The sequence below is a fragment of the Kocuria rhizophila genome, assembly GCF_003667225.1.
Taxonomy (GTDB): Bacteria; Actinomycetota; Actinomycetes; order Actinomycetales; family Micrococcaceae; genus Kocuria; species Kocuria rhizophila.
This window is the reverse complement of the sequence record NZ_RCOM01000052.1, coordinates 1-18,323: the sequence shown is the minus strand read 5'-3', so window position 1 is coordinate 18,323 and position 18,323 is coordinate 1. Positions and strand designations below refer to the sequence as shown.

Annotated in this window: 17 protein-coding genes; 3 read left to right on the top strand and 14 right to left on the bottom strand. The window is 71.8% G+C overall.

The window, feature by feature from the left end:
- Positions 1-111: 111 nt before the first annotated feature.
- From D9R02_RS08080 to malQ, 10 genes are all read right to left on the bottom strand, one after another.
- Positions 112-2,262 carry a bifunctional copper resistance protein CopD/cytochrome c oxidase assembly protein gene (locus tag D9R02_RS08080; protein WP_019309972.1) on the bottom strand — a complete coding sequence of 717 codons (2,151 nt, stop codon included), beginning with the start codon at positions 2,260-2,262 and terminating at the stop codon, positions 112-114.
- An 85-nt stretch (positions 2,263-2,347) separates the two neighbouring features.
- On the bottom strand, positions 2,348-3,613 hold the full coding sequence (locus D9R02_RS08075; RefSeq protein ID WP_019309971.1) for a Dyp-type peroxidase: 1,266 nt from the start codon (positions 3,611-3,613) through the stop codon (positions 2,348-2,350).
- Positions 3,603-4,385: a copper chaperone PCu(A)C gene (locus D9R02_RS08070; RefSeq protein ID WP_019309970.1), complete on the bottom strand. Its 783-nt coding sequence runs from the start codon at positions 4,383-4,385 to the stop codon at positions 3,603-3,605. The genes D9R02_RS08075 and D9R02_RS08070 overlap by 11 nt, the downstream gene beginning before the upstream one ends.
- 428 nt (positions 4,386-4,813) lie before the next feature.
- Positions 4,814-5,479 (bottom strand): copper resistance CopC family protein, encoded by a 666-nt coding sequence (locus D9R02_RS08065; protein ID WP_019309969.1) that lies wholly within the window; start codon positions 5,477-5,479, stop codon positions 4,814-4,816.
- Between the two features lie 114 nt (positions 5,480-5,593).
- Positions 5,594-6,184: a hypothetical protein gene (locus D9R02_RS08060; protein WP_121566706.1), complete on the bottom strand. Its 591-nt coding sequence runs from the start codon at positions 6,182-6,184 to the stop codon at positions 5,594-5,596.
- Positions 6,185-6,342: 158 nt separating this feature from the next.
- On the bottom strand, positions 6,343-6,627 hold the full coding sequence (locus D9R02_RS08055) for an HU family DNA-binding protein (protein ID WP_019309967.1): 285 nt from the start codon (positions 6,625-6,627) through the stop codon (positions 6,343-6,345).
- A gap of 74 nt (positions 6,628-6,701) precedes the next feature.
- Positions 6,702-7,007, bottom strand: a complete 306-nt coding sequence (rpsN, locus tag D9R02_RS08050) for a 30S ribosomal protein S14 (protein WP_012397436.1) — start codon at positions 7,005-7,007, stop codon at positions 6,702-6,704.
- Positions 7,008-7,011: 4 nt separating this feature from the next.
- Positions 7,012-7,179: a 50S ribosomal protein L33 gene (rpmG, locus tag D9R02_RS08045; RefSeq protein WP_012397435.1), complete on the bottom strand. Its 168-nt coding sequence runs from the start codon at positions 7,177-7,179 to the stop codon at positions 7,012-7,014.
- Between the two features lies 1 nt (position 7,180).
- The gene (gene rpmB, locus D9R02_RS08040; protein ID WP_012397434.1) at positions 7,181-7,417 is read right to left on the bottom strand and encodes a 50S ribosomal protein L28; all 237 of its coding nucleotides are present in this window, start codon (positions 7,415-7,417) and stop codon (positions 7,181-7,183) included.
- Between the two features lie 486 nt (positions 7,418-7,903).
- On the bottom strand, positions 7,904-10,135 hold the full coding sequence (gene malQ, locus D9R02_RS08035) for a 4-alpha-glucanotransferase (RefSeq protein ID WP_121566705.1): 2,232 nt from the start codon (positions 10,133-10,135) through the stop codon (positions 7,904-7,906).
- A 104-nt stretch (positions 10,136-10,239) separates the two neighbouring features.
- On the opposite strand from malQ, the gene D9R02_RS08030 reads away from it, so the two are divergent.
- Positions 10,240-10,941 (top strand): HAD family hydrolase, encoded by a 702-nt coding sequence (locus D9R02_RS08030; RefSeq protein ID WP_019309965.1) that lies wholly within the window; start codon positions 10,240-10,242, stop codon positions 10,939-10,941.
- Positions 10,942-10,992: 51 nt separating this feature from the next.
- Here the strand turns inward: D9R02_RS08030 and D9R02_RS08025 are convergent, their stop codons facing one another.
- The gene (locus D9R02_RS08025) at positions 10,993-11,838 is read right to left on the bottom strand and encodes an HpcH/HpaI aldolase/citrate lyase family protein (protein WP_019309964.1); all 846 of its coding nucleotides are present in this window, start codon (positions 11,836-11,838) and stop codon (positions 10,993-10,995) included.
- A gap of 363 nt (positions 11,839-12,201) precedes the next feature.
- Positions 12,202-13,278, bottom strand: a complete 1,077-nt coding sequence (locus D9R02_RS08020) for a glutathione S-transferase family protein (protein WP_047979231.1) — start codon at positions 13,276-13,278, stop codon at positions 12,202-12,204.
- Between the two features lie 160 nt (positions 13,279-13,438).
- On the opposite strand from D9R02_RS08020, the gene D9R02_RS08015 reads away from it, so the two are divergent.
- The gene (locus D9R02_RS08015; protein WP_121566704.1) at positions 13,439-14,371 is read left to right on the top strand and encodes a ZIP family metal transporter; all 933 of its coding nucleotides are present in this window, start codon (positions 13,439-13,441) and stop codon (positions 14,369-14,371) included.
- 50 nt (positions 14,372-14,421) lie between these two features.
- Positions 14,422-14,907 (top strand): MarR family winged helix-turn-helix transcriptional regulator, encoded by a 486-nt coding sequence (locus D9R02_RS08010; protein ID WP_019309961.1) that lies wholly within the window; start codon positions 14,422-14,424, stop codon positions 14,905-14,907.
- 514 nt (positions 14,908-15,421) lie between these two features.
- Here the strand turns inward: D9R02_RS08010 and D9R02_RS08005 are convergent.
- Together D9R02_RS08005 and D9R02_RS08000 are read right to left on the bottom strand one after the other, a co-directional pair.
- Positions 15,422-16,333: a LysR family transcriptional regulator gene (locus D9R02_RS08005; protein WP_019309960.1), complete on the bottom strand. Its 912-nt coding sequence runs from the start codon at positions 16,331-16,333 to the stop codon at positions 15,422-15,424.
- A gap of 134 nt (positions 16,334-16,467) precedes the next feature.
- A complete protein-coding gene (locus tag D9R02_RS08000) occupies positions 16,468-18,177 on the bottom strand; it encodes a long-chain-fatty-acid--CoA ligase (protein WP_019309959.1) in 1,710 nt (569 codons plus the stop codon).
- Between the last annotated feature and the right edge of the window lie 146 nt (positions 18,178-18,323).

The following is an 18,323-nucleotide window of genomic DNA, read 5'->3' as shown; positions in this document are numbered from 1 at the left end:
CGCCCGTCCCCTCCGCGGCCCGGTGGCCGTGCGGCGTCGTCGGGCCGGCGGCAGGCCGCGCCGCCGCGGGAGCCCGGTGCCGGGGCGGCGTCGTCGGGCCCCCGCCCCGGCTCAGCGGCGGGGCTGGTCCCGCTCGGCGAGCTCGGCCATCATCTCGTTGTACGCCCGCAGCTCGGCGTCGTCCGTGCGGTCCGCCTGGCGGTCCACGCGACGGTTCTCCTTGCTGCCCTCCATGGCCCACAGCACGGCCATGATGACGGCCAGCAGAAAGGTGGGGAACTCGCCGATCCCCCACATCAGCATGCCGCCCAGCTGCTGGTCCTCCAGCGCGCTGGGGCCCCACGGGCGGCCCATGTTGCCGAACCACGAGGCCTGCAGCACCGTGGTCAGGCTCATGATGCTGATGCCGATGAACGCGTGCGCGGCCATGGTGGCCAGCAGCAGCACCAGGCGCATGGGGTACGTGGGGCGGCGCGGGATGGGGTCGATGCCGATCAGCACCAGGGCGAACATGTACCCCGTGAACAGGAAGTGCACCATCATGAACTCGTGGCCCACGTGGTAGCGCAGCGTGAAGCTGAACAGGTCCGTGAAGTAGAACAGCACGATCGAGAACGCGAAGTTGGCGGCCGCGAAGATCGGGTGGGTCACGATCTTCCCCCACGTGGAGTGCACGAGCCGCAGGATCCACTCGCGGGGTCCGCGGGTGCCGTCCCGGCGCGGCTCGAGCGCCTTGAGCACCACCGTGACGGGCGCACCGGAGACCAGGAACAGCGGCACGATCATGGTCAGCGTCATGTGCTCCACCATGTGGGCGGAGAACAGCACGCGGGCGTAGATGGACACGCCGCCGCACGTGGCGTAGAGCAGTGCCGCGAGGCCCACGAACCAGGACGCGGTGCGCAGCGGGGACCATGTGTCACCGCGGCGCCACACCTTCACGGCCGCCCACAGGTAGACCACCGCGAAGAACGCCACCACGGCCACCCAGAACCAGTCCCAGCGCCACAGCGTGAACCAGTTGCCCAGGGTGGGCTCCGGGGGAAGCTCGTACCACGTGAGGATGCGAGCGGGTGACGCGTCCGGCTCCAGTTCCTCCGGAACGGGAGGGGCCGTGCGGCTCAGGGCGGTCGCGATGCCCATGAGCAGACCCATGAGCACCACCTCCACCACGATCACGCGCCACAGGGTGGCCGTGCGGGACCGGGAACCGTCCGCTACACCGGGGATCAGCCACTGCCGGTGCGCGAACCCGGCCGCGGCCAGCAGCACGGTGAGGCCCAGCTTGCTCAGCGCGATCACCCCGTAGGACGACGTCAGCTGATCCCAGGAGCCGATCCGCACCGCGGCGTTGACGATCCCCGAGAGCAGCACGAGCACGTAGCAGCCCAGCGCCACGGCGGAGTACCGGCGCAGCACCACCGCGAGCAGCGGCTCGCGGTGGGTGCTGTCACCGCGGCGGCTCACCACGCTGGTCTCCCGGGAGAGCAGCGGGCCCACCCAGATCAGCACGATGAGCCCGCCCACCCACAGGCACACGCCCAGCAGGTGCAGACCGAGGGAGTTGACCGCACCCATGTGGTCCGCGCCCCCGGCCGCGTGGCCGGTGAGCGCCAGGGCCACGAGGGCCACGAAGGACAGCGCGAGGGTGCAGAGCAGCCCCAGCAGCGAGCGCACCCCGAACACCAGGGTGGTGACCACCGCGGCAACCATCACGATCACGGCCTGGGACTGGCCCGTGGCCAGCCCGGTGATGTAGTGCAGCAGCTCCTGGGTGTAGCTCTCACCGCGCCCGAAGCCCGAGCCGGAGACGTCCGCGTACGTGAACACGAGCACCGCCACAGCGGACACCGTCCACACCACGGAGGCGGCCTCCACGAGCCGCAGCACCTCCCGGTAGACCGGGTGCTCCGGCTCCCCCGCCTGGTCCCTACTGTTGCGCGGGGGCCGCTTGCGCGAGGTGTCCGCGAAGCGCGGCACCACTCCGATGGCGAGCAGCAGCCCGCCCATGACCACGGACATCGCGATGTTGTGCACGGTCTCCACCACGGGCAGGCCCCACCGCACGAGCGCCCCGGGGTCCGCGACCTGCCGGGGTGCGGCCGCGCCGCCGAACACCAGCGCGGCCGACATCCCGATCATCGCGGCCACCAGGACCACCGAGATGGTCCACGGGCTCACGCTGACACCCCGGTTCTGCGGGGGTGCCGGCGTGCTCTTCCGGGCCGGGGCCGCGCCCCGGCTCCGTGCGGTGGTGCTCATCCTGGTGCTCCTCAGGCCTTCCGGCCGATCGCTGCGGTGCTCCCGGGGCGTGGTGCTCCCGGGCTCGTGCTCGGTGCTGTGCGGCTCACGTGAACAGCGCGTCCCCGATGAACCCGCCCGGCTGGCAGCCCGGCGGGATCGCGAACACCGCGGACCCGATGGGAACGGTCCACGTGTTCAGCATGTCCAGCTCGTCCAGCCGCTTCTGGATGGGCACGAACTGCCGGTCGGGGTCCGACTGGTAGGACGCGAAGATCAGTCCCGTGCTGGACACCCCGCCGGACACGTCACCGGAGCGGCTCTGTCCCGAGGCGTCGCTCACCGCCAGATCATAGTTGTAGACCCTGCGGAAGATCTTCTCGTCCGGGTTCTCGCTGCGGGAGCGGCGCACGTGGCTGTAGGAGGAGATGACCGGGAACCCCAGGGGCCCCTTGGCCTCGAAGTCCGGTTCGTCGTGCTCCTGGCTGCCCGTGAGGGGCGCGCCGTCCGAGAGCCTGCGGCCCACCGCGTCCTCCCGGGCGGGCGTGTCCGCCTCGTCCCACGTGTCCAGGTTCATGTGGATGCGCCGGATCACCACGGAGGTGCCGTCCTGGATCCAGGGCGTGAAGCCGCCCTGGCCGTAGACCACCTTCTCGTGGTCGCTCTCCCCGGGGTAGGGGTTTGCGGTGCCGTCCACCTGGCCGAACAGGTTGCGCATGGTCTGGCCGTCCGGGGTGGCCCCCACAGTGTTGCGGAAGCCGTCCTGGACCCACCGCACGCTCGCGAAGGAGCGCGAGTCCTTGAGCAGCACCCGCTGGGCGTGGGCCAGGGTGAGCTTGTCGTCGCAGCACAGCTGCAGCAGCAGATCGCCCTGGTTCCACCGGGACTGCAGCTTGTCCACACTGAACGCGGGCAGCGGCCGCAGCCACCGCGGTGCGCGCGCGGGGTCGATCAGCTTCACCGTCCGGGGGCCGAAGCCCACGGTCACGGTGAGCCGCGAGGGGTTCTCCGCGAGCCAGGGCTCCTGGTCGTTGAGGGGCGCCTGCCCCTGGGTGAGCGCGGCGGCGTCGTCCGTGAGCACCCGCAGCATGCGCCGCAGGGAGTCGCGCGTGGCCCCCTCGTCGAGGTCCAGGGCCACGAAGGCGCAGAACGCCTGGGGCAGCGTGGCCACCCCCGCCTGGCGCGCCCCGTGGAACGGTTCGGTCTTCACTCCGGGGCGGGGTTCGTCCTGCACTGCGGAGAACCGGGGGTCCCCGGCGCCCAGGGCCGCTGCGGAGACCGCACCGAGACCCGTGGCGCCGGCGCCGGCGACCGCTCCCGTGAGGAGCGACCGCCGGCTCCACCCCGAGGAGGGGCTGCGATCAGTGGGCATGGCATTCCGGGAGGGCAGAGGAGGACGGCGACGCCGCGCCGGTGTGGCCCGCGTGGTCCTCCGTGGCGGGCGAGGAGGTCATACCCTCTCCGTGGGAGGCGTGGCCCTCGCCCGAGCCGTGCTCACCGGAGCCGTTCTCGTGGGAGCCGTGCCCGTCCGAGGAACCGCTCGCGTCCTCGCCGGGCGCGTAGTTCTCCTTGGCCCCCGAGTAGTCGCGCACCGGCACCGTCACGTCCTGCGCGCCGCCGTCGGTCTCGAGCTGCACGGTGAGGTCGCTGCCGGCCTGCAGCGAGCACGTGAGACCCATGAGCATGATGTGGTTCGCGCCGGGCTCCAGCTTCACGCTCTCCCCCGGGGCGATCGTGAAGCCACCGTCCTTCTCCTTCATCTGCGTGGACCCGCTCGAGGCGTCCATCGCGGTCTCGTGGAGCTCCACGTCCTCCGCGATCCCGTGCGCGGAGGCGCCCTTGAGCGTGACCTTCTGGTCCGAGGTGTTCGTGACGGTGCCGAACACCGCCGTCATCCCGGACGGGGCGGCCTTGGCCCAGCCGTCGCTGAGCTCGAGGGGGCCCGCGGCCGCGCTCTGGCTCGCCGTGCTCCGCCCGGAGTCCGACGCCGCCTGGTCACCGCCCTGCGCGGAGCATCCCGTCAGGGCCGCCAGCCCCAGGCCGAGCGCCGCCGCGGCGGCGAGGGCCCGGTGGACGGGACGACCGGACAGCCCCGGCGTGAGGGCCGTTGCGGCGGTGTGGTTGTTCGTGGTGTGGTCGTTCATGGTGTGTGTCCTTCGCGTGAATCTGTGGACCGGCCGTGCACGGGGTCTGCGGGGGCGCCCCGGGGCGATGCCACCGGACGTCGTACGGGGCGCGGAGTCGAGTCCCGCCGGACACGCCGTGCGGTGGGAACCGCAGGCGGTGCCCCATGGGCCGTGGGCGGACCGTCGGGGAGCATCGTTGGCGCCCGCCGCACGCTCTGCGCCTGCCGTCCGGTGGACCCTGCGCCTCGTCAGTGGTCGCGGTGCGAGCACCGGATCCGAGGCGGTCGCCACGGCTGCCACCGCGGCAGGGACGCCTGCGGTCTTCGTGGCTGACTCCGGCGGCCAGTGCAGCCCGTGGCTGCGTCCCGGCGCTTTCGCGCCCGTGTCACATGCCGGTCTGAGTATGAACAAGTGGACCCGGTGTGGACCGGGAGGGTGAACCGGGCTCAGCGCTGCTTGGGGCGCGTGGCGAACACCAGGATCACGAGGAGCAGGACCAGGGCCAGAACCCCGCCGATCACGGGGAGGACCCAGCTGGGGATCCCCGTTCCGGTCACGGTCTCCTCGCCGGACTCCGCGGCGGAGTCCTGCGATCCCGAGGCCACGGGCGCGGGGGACGCGGTGGTCCCGGCGCCCTCACCCACCGTGTAGGTGTACGTGCCCTCGATGGGGTGCCCGTCCTGCGAGACCACGCGCCACGTGACGGTGTAGGTCTCGTCCGTGTCCCCGCCCTCGCGCAGCGGCTGGGACACCTTGGTGTTCTGCACGGCGAGCGTGCCGCGGGTGACGTCCGTGCCCCGGGAGTCGGTGACCCTGATCTCGCCGCCGATGTCCTGGATCTCTCCGGAGAACGTCAGCTCGAGCGTGGTGGGTGCCTTCTCCAGCGTGGCCCCGGCCTCGGGGTTGCTGCGCAGCAGCTCGTCGTGCGCCGCAGCGGGAGCGGCCGGTGCCAGCACGAGGGCCAGCGCGAGCAGCGCGGTGCACAGCGCCGGCAGGACCGCGCGAAGCCCCCCGTCGGTGGCCGTGGACCACGCGGGCGACGCCGCGGCGTCGGCTCCGCGGCCCGGGCCGCCCGACGCTCGGGTGGGCATGGACATGGGGTGGTGTGTCATGGGGGTGCTCTCCTGCGCCGGTGGGCGCGTTCGTGCCGCGAGGTGCGGCGAAGCGGATGCGATGAACGCTGACGGCGGCACCGGATCCGCGGGGTGCAGCACCCCGGGCGATGCCTAGGCGATCACCGGAGGCCCCCGGTAGCCGCACACGGAAGGCAGCAGCAGCTGGTCGCTCAGCGACCGCGGCGAGGTCCAGGAGACGCGGCGCGGCACCGTGGCCACAGGGCGCAGCACGGGTGCGAGAATGCGCTGGATGCGCAGGGACAGCGAGCCCAGCAGCCGGAAGCCCGCCACTTCACCGTGACGGAGCAGGATGTAGGTGGCCAGCGCCGCGACCACGTGGGCGGCGAGCATGCTGCCGCCGTGGTGGGCCACGGGGGCCACGGAGATCACCACGGCGGGGCCGTCGGCCACCGCGGCCACGTGGTGGTGGTTGTGGTCCACGGCCGTCATGGCACCGGTGGACTGGGCGAAGAGCGTGTGCAGCAGCGCCTGTGACAGCACCACGCTCAGTGCCACGCACCAGCGGGAGAGCGTGCGCCCGGCCAGGAGCATGCACAGCGGTGCGGCCAGACACGTGGACAGCGCCACGATCATCAGGGAGGGCCAGGTGCCGTCCACCGCCGCGTGCGAACCCGCGGCGAGCGTGGTGGCCACGACGGCGGCCACCCAGCCCCGGGCAAGACGGCGGGCACGACGGGACACCGACACCTCCGGGGCAGACACAGTGGATGGAACTCCCATTATGCGCCACCGGGGGCCTGAGTTCGACCACCCGGGGACACGCAGAGGGACCGCTCACGCGCAGTGCGTGAGCGGTCCCTCGAACGGTTGCGGGTGCTGCGACCCGCTTCCGCGCTACCTCACTTGGAGGAGACAGCAGCCTTGAGCTTGGAGCCCGCGGTGAGCTTCACACCGTGGCCGGCCGGGATCTGGATGGCCTCTCCGGTCTGCGGGTTGCGGCCCTGGCGAGCGGCACGGTCGGTGCGCTCCACGGCCATCCACCCGGGGATGGTGATCTTCTCGCCCTTGGAGACGGAGCTCTCGAAGACCTCGAAGAGGGCATCCAGCACGCCGTTGACGGCGGCCTGGGTGTTGCCGGACTTCTCGGCAACCTCGGCGACGAGTTCGCTGCGGTTCATAGCCATGTGCTTGTCCTCCTGGACTTGGTGGGCGTTCTCTGGGGAAGGCGCGACCGGAGGGTCGGCTTCCGGTGCAGAAATTACCAGCTGGACTTGTAGATGCCGGGCAACTCGCCGCGGTGAGCCATGTCGCGGAAGCGCACGCGGGAGATCCCGAAGCGCTGGAAGGTGCCGCGGGGGCGGCCGTCGATCTGGTCGCGGTTGCGCACGCGGATCGGGGAGGCGTCACGGGGGAGCTTCTGCAGACCCAGGCGGGCCTCCTCGCGGGCCTCGGGGGACGCGTTCTCGTCCACGAGGGTCTTCTTCAGCTCAGCGCGCTTGGCCGCATAGCGCTCGACGATGACCTTGCGCTGCTCGTTCTTGGCGATCTTGGACTTCTTGGCCATGGATTCAGCGCTCCTCGCGGAAATCGACGTGCTTGCGGACCACCGGGTCGTACTTCTTCATGACGAGGCGGTCGGGGTTGTTGCGGCGGTTCTTACGGGTGACGTAGGTGAACCCGGTACCGGCCGTGGACTTCAGCTTGATGATGGGACGTACGTCCTTGTCCTTGGCCATCTCAGATCTTCTCCCCACGTGCGATGAGCTCGTTGACCACGGCATCGATGCCGCGGGCGTCGATGACCTTGATGCCCTTGGCGCTCAGGTTGAGCGTGACGTTGCGACGCAACGAGGGCACCCAGTAGCGCTTCTTCTGGATGTTCGGGTTCCACCGGCGCTTGGTGCGGCGGTGCGAGTGCGAGATGCTGTGGCCAAAGCCCGGCTGGGCCCCGGTCACCTGGCAGTGCGCTGCCATAGTGTTCTCCTCCAATGTCCAATGTCGACGAAATGACGGCACGCATGGTGACCGCCGAGCGGTGCTCCGCCGGCGGCCGTGGCCACGAGTGATCCGCCACCTCAAGAAAATGCCACCGTTCGCGCGCCGGGCGTGATGGGTCTCTGCCCCGCGGCAGTACCGGTCAGGGCACTCGCTACGACGAAGACGGTGAAGATCAAGGCGCCGGTAGATGGACTCCACCACACGACAGCCTTAGATTCTAGGCTTCTGCGGGCTCTCTCGCAAACGCGGAACGCAGAACGGTGCGATTGAGCGCCCCTCGATCCTAGCCGGTGCCCCGCCCTCGGCCAATTCGGCGGCGAAAAGGCACGCGGGGCGGCGGACCGTCCATGACCCGGCCCACCGCCCCGCGTGTTTCCTGCGATCCCATCCCCTCACCCAGGAGATTAGGTAAGACCAGTGTTGCCTAATTGCCCGCCGGAGGCAACCCTGCGGCGCACCGGCTCAGGAGGCGCCCCTGAACGGGTCCGCCTGGTCCCGGCGCTCGGGCTGCACGGGGGCCTTGACGTCCGCGGTGCGCCGGTGGGTGCCGAGTGCTGCATTGACCACGTCCACGAGGGAGTTGACCCGGTCCAGCTGCGGCAGGGAGCCCAGCATCACCGGCCGTCCCTCGGCGTCCGCGAGGGGCACCCGCCAGTTGGGGTACTCGTCGCTCGTGCCGGGCTGGTTCTGGATCCGCTTCTCCCCCACGGCATCCACGAGGGAGACGTTGAGCAGCAGCGAGGGCGCATCGCACAGGTAGCGGTACAGCGCCTCGATCCTGCGCCGGTCCTCCGCTTCCTTCCCCTCGGGGAGGTAGCCCGCGTCCGCGACGGCGGCGAAGAACGTGTCCAGCTGCTTGCGGGCCTCCTCCCGCTCCTCCTCCGGGGACCGTGCGAGCAGCCCGAGGTCCTCCCGCAGCTGCAGCTGGACCCCCTCCAGGTAGCCCGGCGTGGGTGGCAGGTCGTGGGTGTTGACCGAGGCCATGCACAGCTCGCGGTAGCGGGACGGGTCCAGCGGCACGTCCCCGTCCATCTCGAACCACAGGATGGACGTGCCCAGCACGCCCTTGCTCCCGAGGTACTCCCGCACGCTGTCCTCCACGGTGCCGAGGTCCTCGCCCACGACCACCACGCCGGCGAGCTCGGCCTCCAGAGCCAGCACCCCCACCATGGCCTCGTGGTCGTAGTAGACGTATGTGCCGTCGGAGGCATTGTTGCCCTCGGGGATCCACCACAGCCGGAACAGGCCCGCCACGTGGTCGATCCGCACGCCTCCCGCGTGCCGGAAGATGGTGCGCATCATCTGCCGCCAGGGACGGTAGCCGAGCTCCGCGAGCTTCTCCGGATCCCACGGGGGCTGGCTCCAGTCCTGACCCAGCTGGTTGTACATGTCCGCGGGGGCACCCACACTCACCCCGGGCGCCATGGCGTCCTGAAGGGCCCACGCGTCCGCACCGTGCTTGTGCACGCCCACCGCGAGGTCGTGCACCACACCGATGTCCATCCCCGCCCGGTGGGCCGCACGCTGGGCGGCCTCGAGCTGCTCGTCCAGCAGCCACTGCATCCACACGTGGAAGTTGATGCGGTGACGCAGCCGAGTGCGAGCTTCCTGCGCGTAGGGGGACTCGGGGGAGCGCGCCTCGTCCCGCCACAGCGGGGAGTCCTCCCCCAGCTCCTCGCGCAGGGCGCACCACAGGGCGAAGTCCTGCAGCGGCTGCCCGGCCTGGGCCACGAACGCCTCGAGCTGCTGCTGGCGGTACGGCGAGCGCCGCACGGTGTAGAGCAGTTCCAGGGCCTTGAGCTTGGCCGCGTACGCGGCGTCGCGGTCGATCGTGGAGGGGTCCAGCACGGCCTTGCGCTGGATGGCGGCCAGACGGTCCACCACCTCGCGGTCCGCGGGGCGCAGGTACGGGAACTCGGCCACGTCCGCCACCCGCAGGTAGAGGGGGTTGAAGAACCGTCGGCTCGAGGGCAGGTACGGGGAAGGCTCCACGGGCGGCTCCGGCTCCGCGGCGTGCAGCGGGTTGATGAGCACGTAGTCCGCGCCCTGCACACCGCTGATGGCCGCGAGGGAGGCCAGGTCCGAGAGGTCCCCCACGCCCCACGAGCGTGAGGACATCACCGAGTAGAGCTGCGCCATGTACCCCCAGCGGCGGCGCCCGCGCAGCCGGTCGGTGGTGCTCACCCGGCGCGGTGTCACCGCCACGTCCACGGCACTCTGCTCGCCCGAGTCCGTCACGGCCTCCAGGCGGTACCAGCCGAGGGGCAGCTCCCGGGGCAGCTCGTACTGCGTCCGCCGCCGCGTGAGGCCGTCCACCTCGCGTGTCTCGGCCTCCACCCCGGGAGCGGGGTGCAGCTCCCGGACCTGCTCCGGCTCGCCCTCGGGCCACACCCGCACGCGCACCGGATCGCCCTGGGCCGTGGTCACGGCCACGCGCGCGCCCTGCTCCTCCTCCGCGATCACCACGGGGGGCAGCAGTCGGCGCCACGGTGCCAGCTCGCGCTCGCGCAGGGTGCGCGCGGCGGCGTCGTCGTCCGTGACGTCCGCGCCCAGCGCGGTGAGCACGCTGCGCAGCGTCTGCTCCGGAACGGTGACGGTGTCCCCCTCGAACCCCCGGTACTCGGTGGCCACACCGTACTCGGCGGCCAGTCGCTGCACCGTGCTCACCCCTGATTTGCCTGCGTCGTCAGCCATGCTCCCACTCTAGTCAGCCGACTGAGCCCACCCGCCCGGTCGACGACGCCGCCCCGCATCCCCCTCGGCCGGCGGCACCCCGGGGGGCGTGGTTGACTGGGGTCATGCAACCGACCCTGCCCGGCCCCGACCCGTCATGGCGTCCGCGCGCCGTCGTCTTCGACTGCGACGGTGTGCTCATGGACACCGAGCGTGCCTGGGCGCGCGTGCAGCACCGGGTGGCCGAGCAGGTGGGCGTGACGATCGACGAGCGCACCGAGGCCGGCCTCATGGGCCTGTCCGCGCGTGACATCGCCACCTTCATCGCCGCGCGCGCCCGGGAGGCCGCCGGCGCGTCCGCTCCCGGCGAGGACGAGATCCACGACCGGCTCGTGGGCACCGAGGCGGACGTCGTCGGGGCGTCGATGGACCCGCTGCCCGGAGCGGTGGAGACGGTGCGCGCCGCGGCACGCCACGTCCCGGTGGCGGTGGCCAGCAACTCCACGCGCGCGATCCTGGACCGCAAGATGCACGCGGTGGGGCTCGCGGACGTCCTGCAGACCTGGGTCAGCGCCGAGGACGTCCCGCGCGGCAAGCCCGCACCGGACATCTACGAGGAGGCGGTGCGCCGCCTGGGAGTCGACGCCGCGGACAGCCTGGCCGTGGAGGACTCCCCCGCCGGGGCCACGGCGGCCCGGACCGCGGGCCTGTGGGTTCTGGGGGCACCGCTCGGGCACAGCGAGCCGATGGCCACGCACTTCCTGGTGGGGTCCCTCGGGGACCCCACACTGCAGCCGATGCTGCGCGCCTGGGGCCTGGCCGACTGAGCACCGCGGGACCCTCGGGGTGCCACCCCGGCTCCGGGCCCCGCGCGGTGCTCAGCTGTTCCAGAGGCCGTAGGTCTCCGCGAGCTCCGACACCTTCTTGGCGCGTGCCAGGCGGGGGAGGTAGGAACCGTCCGCTCCCCCGTGTCCCGAGTTCGCCTGCTCGATCATCTCCCGCGCCCACCGGATCTCCTGGTCGCTCGGCGCCAGCGCGTGGTTGATCGCGTCGGTCTGGGCCGGGTCCAAGCACAGCTTGCCGGTCATGCCCATGGACTGGGTGACCTTGCACGCTGCCTCGAGCTCGTCCCCGGACACACCGTTGCTCGGCCCGTCGATGGGCCCCGGCAGCTCACCCACGCGGGACGCCGTGACCAGGGTAGAGCGCGCGAACGCGAGGGCCATGGGATCCCCCGAGGCGCCGGTGTCCTTGCGGAAGTCCCCCACGCCGAAGGCCAGACGGAACACCCCGGGAGCCCGGGCGATGTCGTAGGCGTTCATGAGACCCACGGCGGACTCGATGAGCGCGACCACGGGGGTGCCCGCGCGGCTCATCATGGCGGTCTTGGTGATGTGGTCCGGGTGCTCCGTCTTGGCCAGCACGATGCCCCGCAGGTTGGGGACCTCGGTCAGCGCCGCCAGGTCCTTCTCCCAGTGCGGGGTGGTGATGTCGTTGATGCGCACCCACGCGGACACGCCGTCCTGCATGGCGGCGACCATCTCCCCGCGAGCGCGGTCCTTGTCCTCCTCCGGGACGGCGTCCTCGATGTCCAGGACCACGGAGTCCGCCTCCGAGGCCATGGCGGGGGCGAACAGAGAGGTGTCCGCCGCTGAGGTGAGCAGCCACGTGCGGGAGAGCCGTGCGGGAAGTGCTGCTGCGCGCTGGTTGCGGTACGGGGCCATGGATCTCCTCGATCGGGTGCGTGAACGGTGGACGCCGGTGGCGGCGCCGGGGTGGTTGGTGCTCTGCGCGGCCGGGGACCGCCCGGCCCGGGCGGGGACACAGCGCGCACAAGCCGCCTCAGGGGTGGTGGTGTGCGGAAGTGCCGCGGGGATCAGGCGCGGAGCACCCGCTCAACCCTAGTGGCCCCGCGCGGGGCCGGTCCCGAGGGGTGGGCACAAAAGGCCCCGCCCGGGATTTGTGCGGTTCCCACCACCGCACGCCGCGCCGGATCAGCCCAGCAACAGCTCAACGCCCTGCCCGCTCAACCCACCGTCCGCTCAGCCCCCGCCCGCTCAGCCAGGACCGGCTCAGCCCAGCGCTGCTCAGGAGGCCAGAGGGGTGTGCTCCGGGGCCACCCGCTCCTCGGCGCGCACCGGGCCGGGGGCCGTGGCGCCGGGCGCGAACGGCGAGCCGCCGAGCGCCTCCCGGCCGTGCGGCGTCGTCCAGGGGGAGAGATCGGGGCCGAGCGGCACGATGCCCGAGGGGTTGATGTCCCGGTGCACCACGAAGTAGTGCTCCTTGATCTGCTGGAAGTCCACCGTGTCCCCGAAGCCGGGGGTCTGGAAGAGGTCCCGGGCGTAGCCCCACAGGTTGGGCATTTCGGTGAGCTTGTTGCGGGAGGCCTTGAAGTGGCTCACGTAGACGGGGTCGAAGCGCACCAGGGTGGTGAACAGCCGCACGTCCGCCTCGGTGATGTGCTCCCCCATGAGGTAGCGCCGCGTGCCCAGCCGGTCCTCCACCCAGTCGAGGGCGGTCCACAGCCGCTCGTACGCGGCGTCGTAGGCCTGCTGGGAACCGGCGAAGCCGCAGCGGTACACGCCGTTGTTGATCTCGGTGTAGACGCGCTTCATCACCCGTCGCATCTCGGGAACCAGCTCGGCGGGCCACAGGTCCGGGGCACCCTCGCGGTGGAACGCGGTCCACTGGGTGGCGAAGTCCTCGGTGATCTGTGGGAAGTCGTTGGTGACCACCTGCCCCGTGGGGACGTCCACGATCGCGGGCACCGTGATGCCGCGCGGGTAGTCCGGGAACCGCGCGAGGTAGTTCTGCTGCAGCCGCTGCGTGCCGAGCACCGGATCCCGGCCGTCGGGGTCCAGGTCGAAGCGCCAGGACCGGGCGTCGTGCGTGGGTCCGGGCATCCCCACGGAGATCGCGTCCTCCAGGCCCAGCAGCCGGCGCACGATCAGCGTGCGGTTGGCCCACGGGCACGCCCGCGCCGCGACCAGCCGGTACCGCCCTGCCTCGACCGGCCACGCGCGAGCGCCGGGGGCGAGCTCGGCGCTGTCCGGCTCCGTCACGATCCGGTCCTCGATGTACGTGGTGTCCCGCGTGTACTCCTCCCCCGCGTGGACGTAGAGCCCCGCGGTGGAGTGGGTGGTGCTCGTGGTGGGATCCGTCATGGCGTCCTCCTCCGGTGGTGTGACTTGATGATACGTCACGCTTTTTCCGCCCCCCCCTGGCCCGCGACGGTCCCGGGCCGAGCGGACTACAGTGGCGGTGTCCAGCCCGTTCGCGGCACGGTCCGCACGGCACCGCCGACCACACCCTCGGATCGCCACCATGAACCCCGATCAGCGCCCCCGGGACGAGCACAACTCGCCGGATCTCCGCGCCGTGGACCCGCACGCCCAGAACCCTCGTGCCCGGAACTCCGCCGCCGAGGGGGCGGACCACGGCACCCCCCGAGATGGCGACCCGGGACGCAAACCCGACCACGCTCCCTCCGGTCCGACCACCCCGCAGGACTCCGTGACCCGCCCCGGCGCCGCCGACCGCCCGCAGTACGGCATCCGCGTTGATCCCGCACAGACACCGCCTCAGGACCCGGGCGGGGCGCCCACCAGCAGGACCGCCGCAGCTCACGGCCCCGCGCACGGTGCGCGGGCGGCGTCGCCCACCGGGTCCGCGCACGACGCCGCCCCGGCCGGCTCCGAGGCCCGCACCACCGCGACCCGCGCCGCCCGGAGGATGGGCCGAGGGCTCTCCTTCACCGTGATCATGCTGGGGCTGCTCGCAGGACTGGCCCTCGTGGCCATGGACCTGTGGTTCGGCTGGGTGCTGGGCGCGATCCTCGTGGTGCTCGGCGTCCTGGGGTACGCGCTCGTGCAGACGCGCGCCCTGCCCGTCTTCCAGGATCCCGGCGAGCCCGAGCGCCGCTCGTGGTCCAAGCTCTGGCTGATCCCCGCCGTCCTGCTCGTCCCCGGCTTCGCGTGCCTGGGGATGGCGTTCGTGGTGCCCTCGTGGCTCGGCCCGTCCGTCCCCGCCGACCTGCTGGACGACTACGTCCTCGCGTTCATCGTGGGAGGGATGACCATGGTCGTGGGCGCCGGGCTGGGTTTCGGGCTCGTGGCGACCGCCCGCTTCCCCCGCCCCGACGACGACGACTCGCCCCTGCGCCCCACGGACTACGCCGACCGGCTGCGTGAGCGCGAGCGCGGCACCGGCGGCACCCACTACGATTCGGACTGGATCAAACGCGACCCCCGCGCCTGAGACACCCCCCCCTCCCGGCACGGGGTGCCTCCCCGAGGAAGCAGCAGAGCATGGACAGCACATCGAGCAACCGCACCCCACCCTGGCTGAACGCCCGGGAGCAGGAGGTGTGGCGGGCCTTCCTGGAACTGTCCCGCAGCATGGAGCGCGCCGTGGACCGGCAGCTGCAGCGCGACAGCGAGCTGTCCGGCTCCGAGTACGAGGTCCTGGTCCCGCTCTCGGAGTCGGCCACCGGCGAGCTGCCCTCCCGCGAGCTGCTGCGCATGCTCGGCTGGGAGCGCTCGCGGCTGTCCCACATGCTCTCCCGCATGGAGCGCCGCGACATGATCCGACGCTCACCCAGCCCCACCGATGCCCGCGGCCTGGTGGTGGCGATTACCGAGCACGGGCGCAGCTCCATCACCCGCGCGGCCCCCGCCCACATCGCCATGGTCCGGGCCGCCTTCGTGGACCAGCTGACCGAGGACGAGAGCACGGCCCTGCTGAGCATCGCCCACAAGGTGGTTCCCCGTCTGGGGGATCTGAAACTGGCCTGAGGCGCCGCACCGGGCGGGAGGACTCCGCGCCTCACCCGGTGCGGTCCGTTCGGGAAGGAGCCGGAAAGGCCCGTTAACAGGGGACGGGTCCTGCCACTTGGGGGATCGGCAGGACCCGTCGGACATCCCGAATCTGGGGGAGATCGGGACGCCGGCCAGCCGGGGGATCATCCGGGTGCGCATTTGGGGGGATGCACCCGGGCCACTTCGGCCGACATCACGACTTTATGCGGCAAGTCCATCCAGACGCAAGTAAACCCGCAAAACAGCGCTGCAACCGGCCTCTGACCTGCACCGTTGCGGAACGTCGCTCGCACCGTCGAGCCACGGAGCAACGACCGCCTCGTCCTTCTCCCCCGTTCCCTGTCCCCCGGGTGAGCCACAGGGTCCGGGTGCTCCGAGGCGCCCCGCCGGGAGCGGAGACGGCCCGGATGAGCCCATCCGGCCCGCGGACACGCTGCGGTGGCCCGCGCAGCTGCCGCCCGGCGGGAGTCAACCGCGCGGCCCGGACCCGTCAGCGCGCCGCAGGGCTCGTGCCCGTGGCTCCCGCGGAGTCAACCCACCCCAGTGCAACATCCAGGAAAGCCCGCAGCCGGGCGGAGCGGTCCTCGTCACGCCAGGCGAGTGCGAGGTCGATCTGCGGGGACCCCTCGAGCTCCGCGTACACGACCCCCCGCAGCTGCAGGGCCCGCACGGACGCGGGAACCAGCGCCACCCCGCCTCCCGCCGCCACGAGTGACAGCATGCTCGCCGTGTCCTGCGCCACCTGCCCGATGCGCAGGGGGAGCCCCGCGGCGAGGAACAGCTCCTGGGCGGCCCGGTGCAGCGGTGACCCGGGCGGGTGCGCAACCACCGGAAGACCCTCCAGGGCGCCCACGCCAACCGACGGCCGCGCGGTCAGCGGTGCGTCGACGGGCAGGGCCACCACGAGGGGCTCACGCCCCACGACGCGGTGGCGGATGCCCGGCGAGGCCACGGGCGGGTGCAGCAGTGCCGCGTCCAGGCTCCCGTCCCGCAGCCCGGACTCCAGCGCCGGTGACGGCAGCTCACCCCGCAGGCTCAGGGTGACGCCGGGCAGCCCCGCCCGCACCGCGCGCGCCAGCTCCGGGACGACGTCGTACGCCGCGGCCCCGGCGAACCCCAGCCGGAGCACACCCGTCGAGGCGTCGCCCTCCCGCCGGACATCGGCCTCGAGCAGCTCGAGGTCGTGGAGGACCCGCCTCCCCCGGTCCAGCAGCTCCTGACCCGCGGGGGTGAGGTCCACCCTGCGCGTGGTGCGGTCCAGGAGTCTGGCACCCAGGTTCTCCTCCAGCTGACGGATCAGCAGGGACAGCGCCGGCTGCGCCATGTGCAGCCGCTCGGCGGCCCGGCCGAAGTGACGTTCCTCGGCCACCGCGACGAAGCAGGTCAGCTGCCGGATCTCCATGTCGGGCCACCTCCTCGGGTCCGGAGCCACGGCCTCCCGGCGGGCCGCCGAGAACGTGCTCCAGCCAGCCCACCCGGGCCGTTCCCCGGATGCGTCACACCGCTGCCGCCCGTGGCACCGGGTGCGCGGTGCGGTCAGGAGTCCAGGAGCTTCTTCTCCAGGATCTCCTCCTTGACGGCCCGTCGCAGGGTCTTGCCGAGCATCGTGCGGGGAAGATCGTCCATGGCGATGATCCGGCGGGGGACCTTGTACCGGGTGACCTTGTCGTAGCAGTGCTGGCGCAGGGCAGCCTCGTCGAGGCTCACCCCGGGTTCCAGCACCACGGCGGCCACCACGGTCTCGTTGCCGTCGTCGTTGGGGATCCCCACCACGGCGGCGTCGGCCACGCTGTCGTGCAGCTTCAGGGCGGTCTCCACCTCGGTGGGGGCCACGTTGAACCCGCCGGTGATGATGACCTCCTTGATGCGGTCCACCACCCGCAGGAAGCCGTCCTGGTCCACGGTGACGATGTCCCCGGAGCGCAGCCAGCCGTCCTCGGTGAAGAGCTTGGCGGTCTCCTCCGGGCGCTTCCAGTAGCCCTGGGTGGTCTGCGGGCCCTTGACCAGCAGCTCGCCCTCGCCATCCAGCGGAACGTCCTCACCCGTCTCCGGGTCCACCATGCGGATGTCGGTGCCGGGGAACGGGATGCCGATCGACCCCGCCCGGCGGTGGTCGTTGAGGGGGTTGCACGCCACCAGGGGTGAGCACTCGGTCAGCCCGTACCCCTCGATCAGCATGCCGCCCGTGGCCTGCTCCCATGTGGCCACCAGGGGCACGGGCAGGCTCATGGCACCGGAAACCGCCACACGGATGCCCGAGATGTCCTTGCCCTGCTCCCGCGCGGCGTCGAGCACCTTCTGGTACACCGGGGGAACCGCCGGCAGCACGGTGGGCATGGACTTCTTCATGGCCTTCAGGATCAGATCCGCACGCACCGTGGGGAACAGCACCAGCTTGGCCCCGAGTGACATGGCGAACGTGAGACCCAGTGTGAGCCCGAAGGCGTGGAACAGGGGAAGCACGCCGTAGACGACCTCGTCCGAGGAGCTGTCCAGCCAGTGCTGCCCCATCAGCGCGTTGGACTCCAGGTTCCGGTGGCTCAGCATCGCGCCCTTGGGCTGGCCCGTGGTGCCGGAGGTGTACTGCAGCAGGGCGATGTCCGTGGCACTCGGGCGGGGGTGGTCCGAGCGCAGGGGCGCGGAGTCCAGGAGGGACTTCCAGGCGATCGTGCCCGGAGCGGCGGCCGTGAGCTCGCGCCGCTGCTCCGCGAGCTTCTTGAGGGGCAGCCGCAGGCCCAGGCGCATGGCCGCGGGCATGGCGGCGGTGATGTCCACGGACACCACGTGCTCCACGGCCAGGTCCTTGGGCATGCTGGTGATCCGCGACGCCACCTTGTCCCACGCGATCACCACGCGGGCACCGTGGTCCTCGAACTGGTGGCGCAGCTCGGGGGTCGTGTAGAGGGGGTTGTGCTCCACCACGATCGCACCGAGCCGCAGCACGGCGTAGAACGCCACGATGTGCTGGGGGCAGTTGGGCAGCACGATCGCCACCCGGTCCCCGGCCTGCACGCCCAGCACCCGCAGCCCCTCGGCCACGCTCTGCACCTGCTCCCCGAGCTGCGCGTAGGTGGTTCCCGCGCCGAAGAACTCGACCGCGGTCTTGGCCCCGTGCCGCGCCACGGACTTCTCGAGCATGTGCACCAGGGAGGTCTCGGGCAGGTCCAGGTCCCGAGGGACCCCGGGGTCGTAGCTCGCCGTCCAGGGTCGGGTCGCCAGGAAGTCACGGGAATTCACGTCAGCCATGACAGCGAGATTACCCGCCCTGCGGCAGGCGCCCCGGCAGGCGGGGCACCGCTCCTGCCGGGCGCCCCGCCCTCGATAGACTTCGGGCTGGCTCTTATACACATCTCCGAGCCCACGAGACTAGCACACATCCCCTCTCCTCTCTT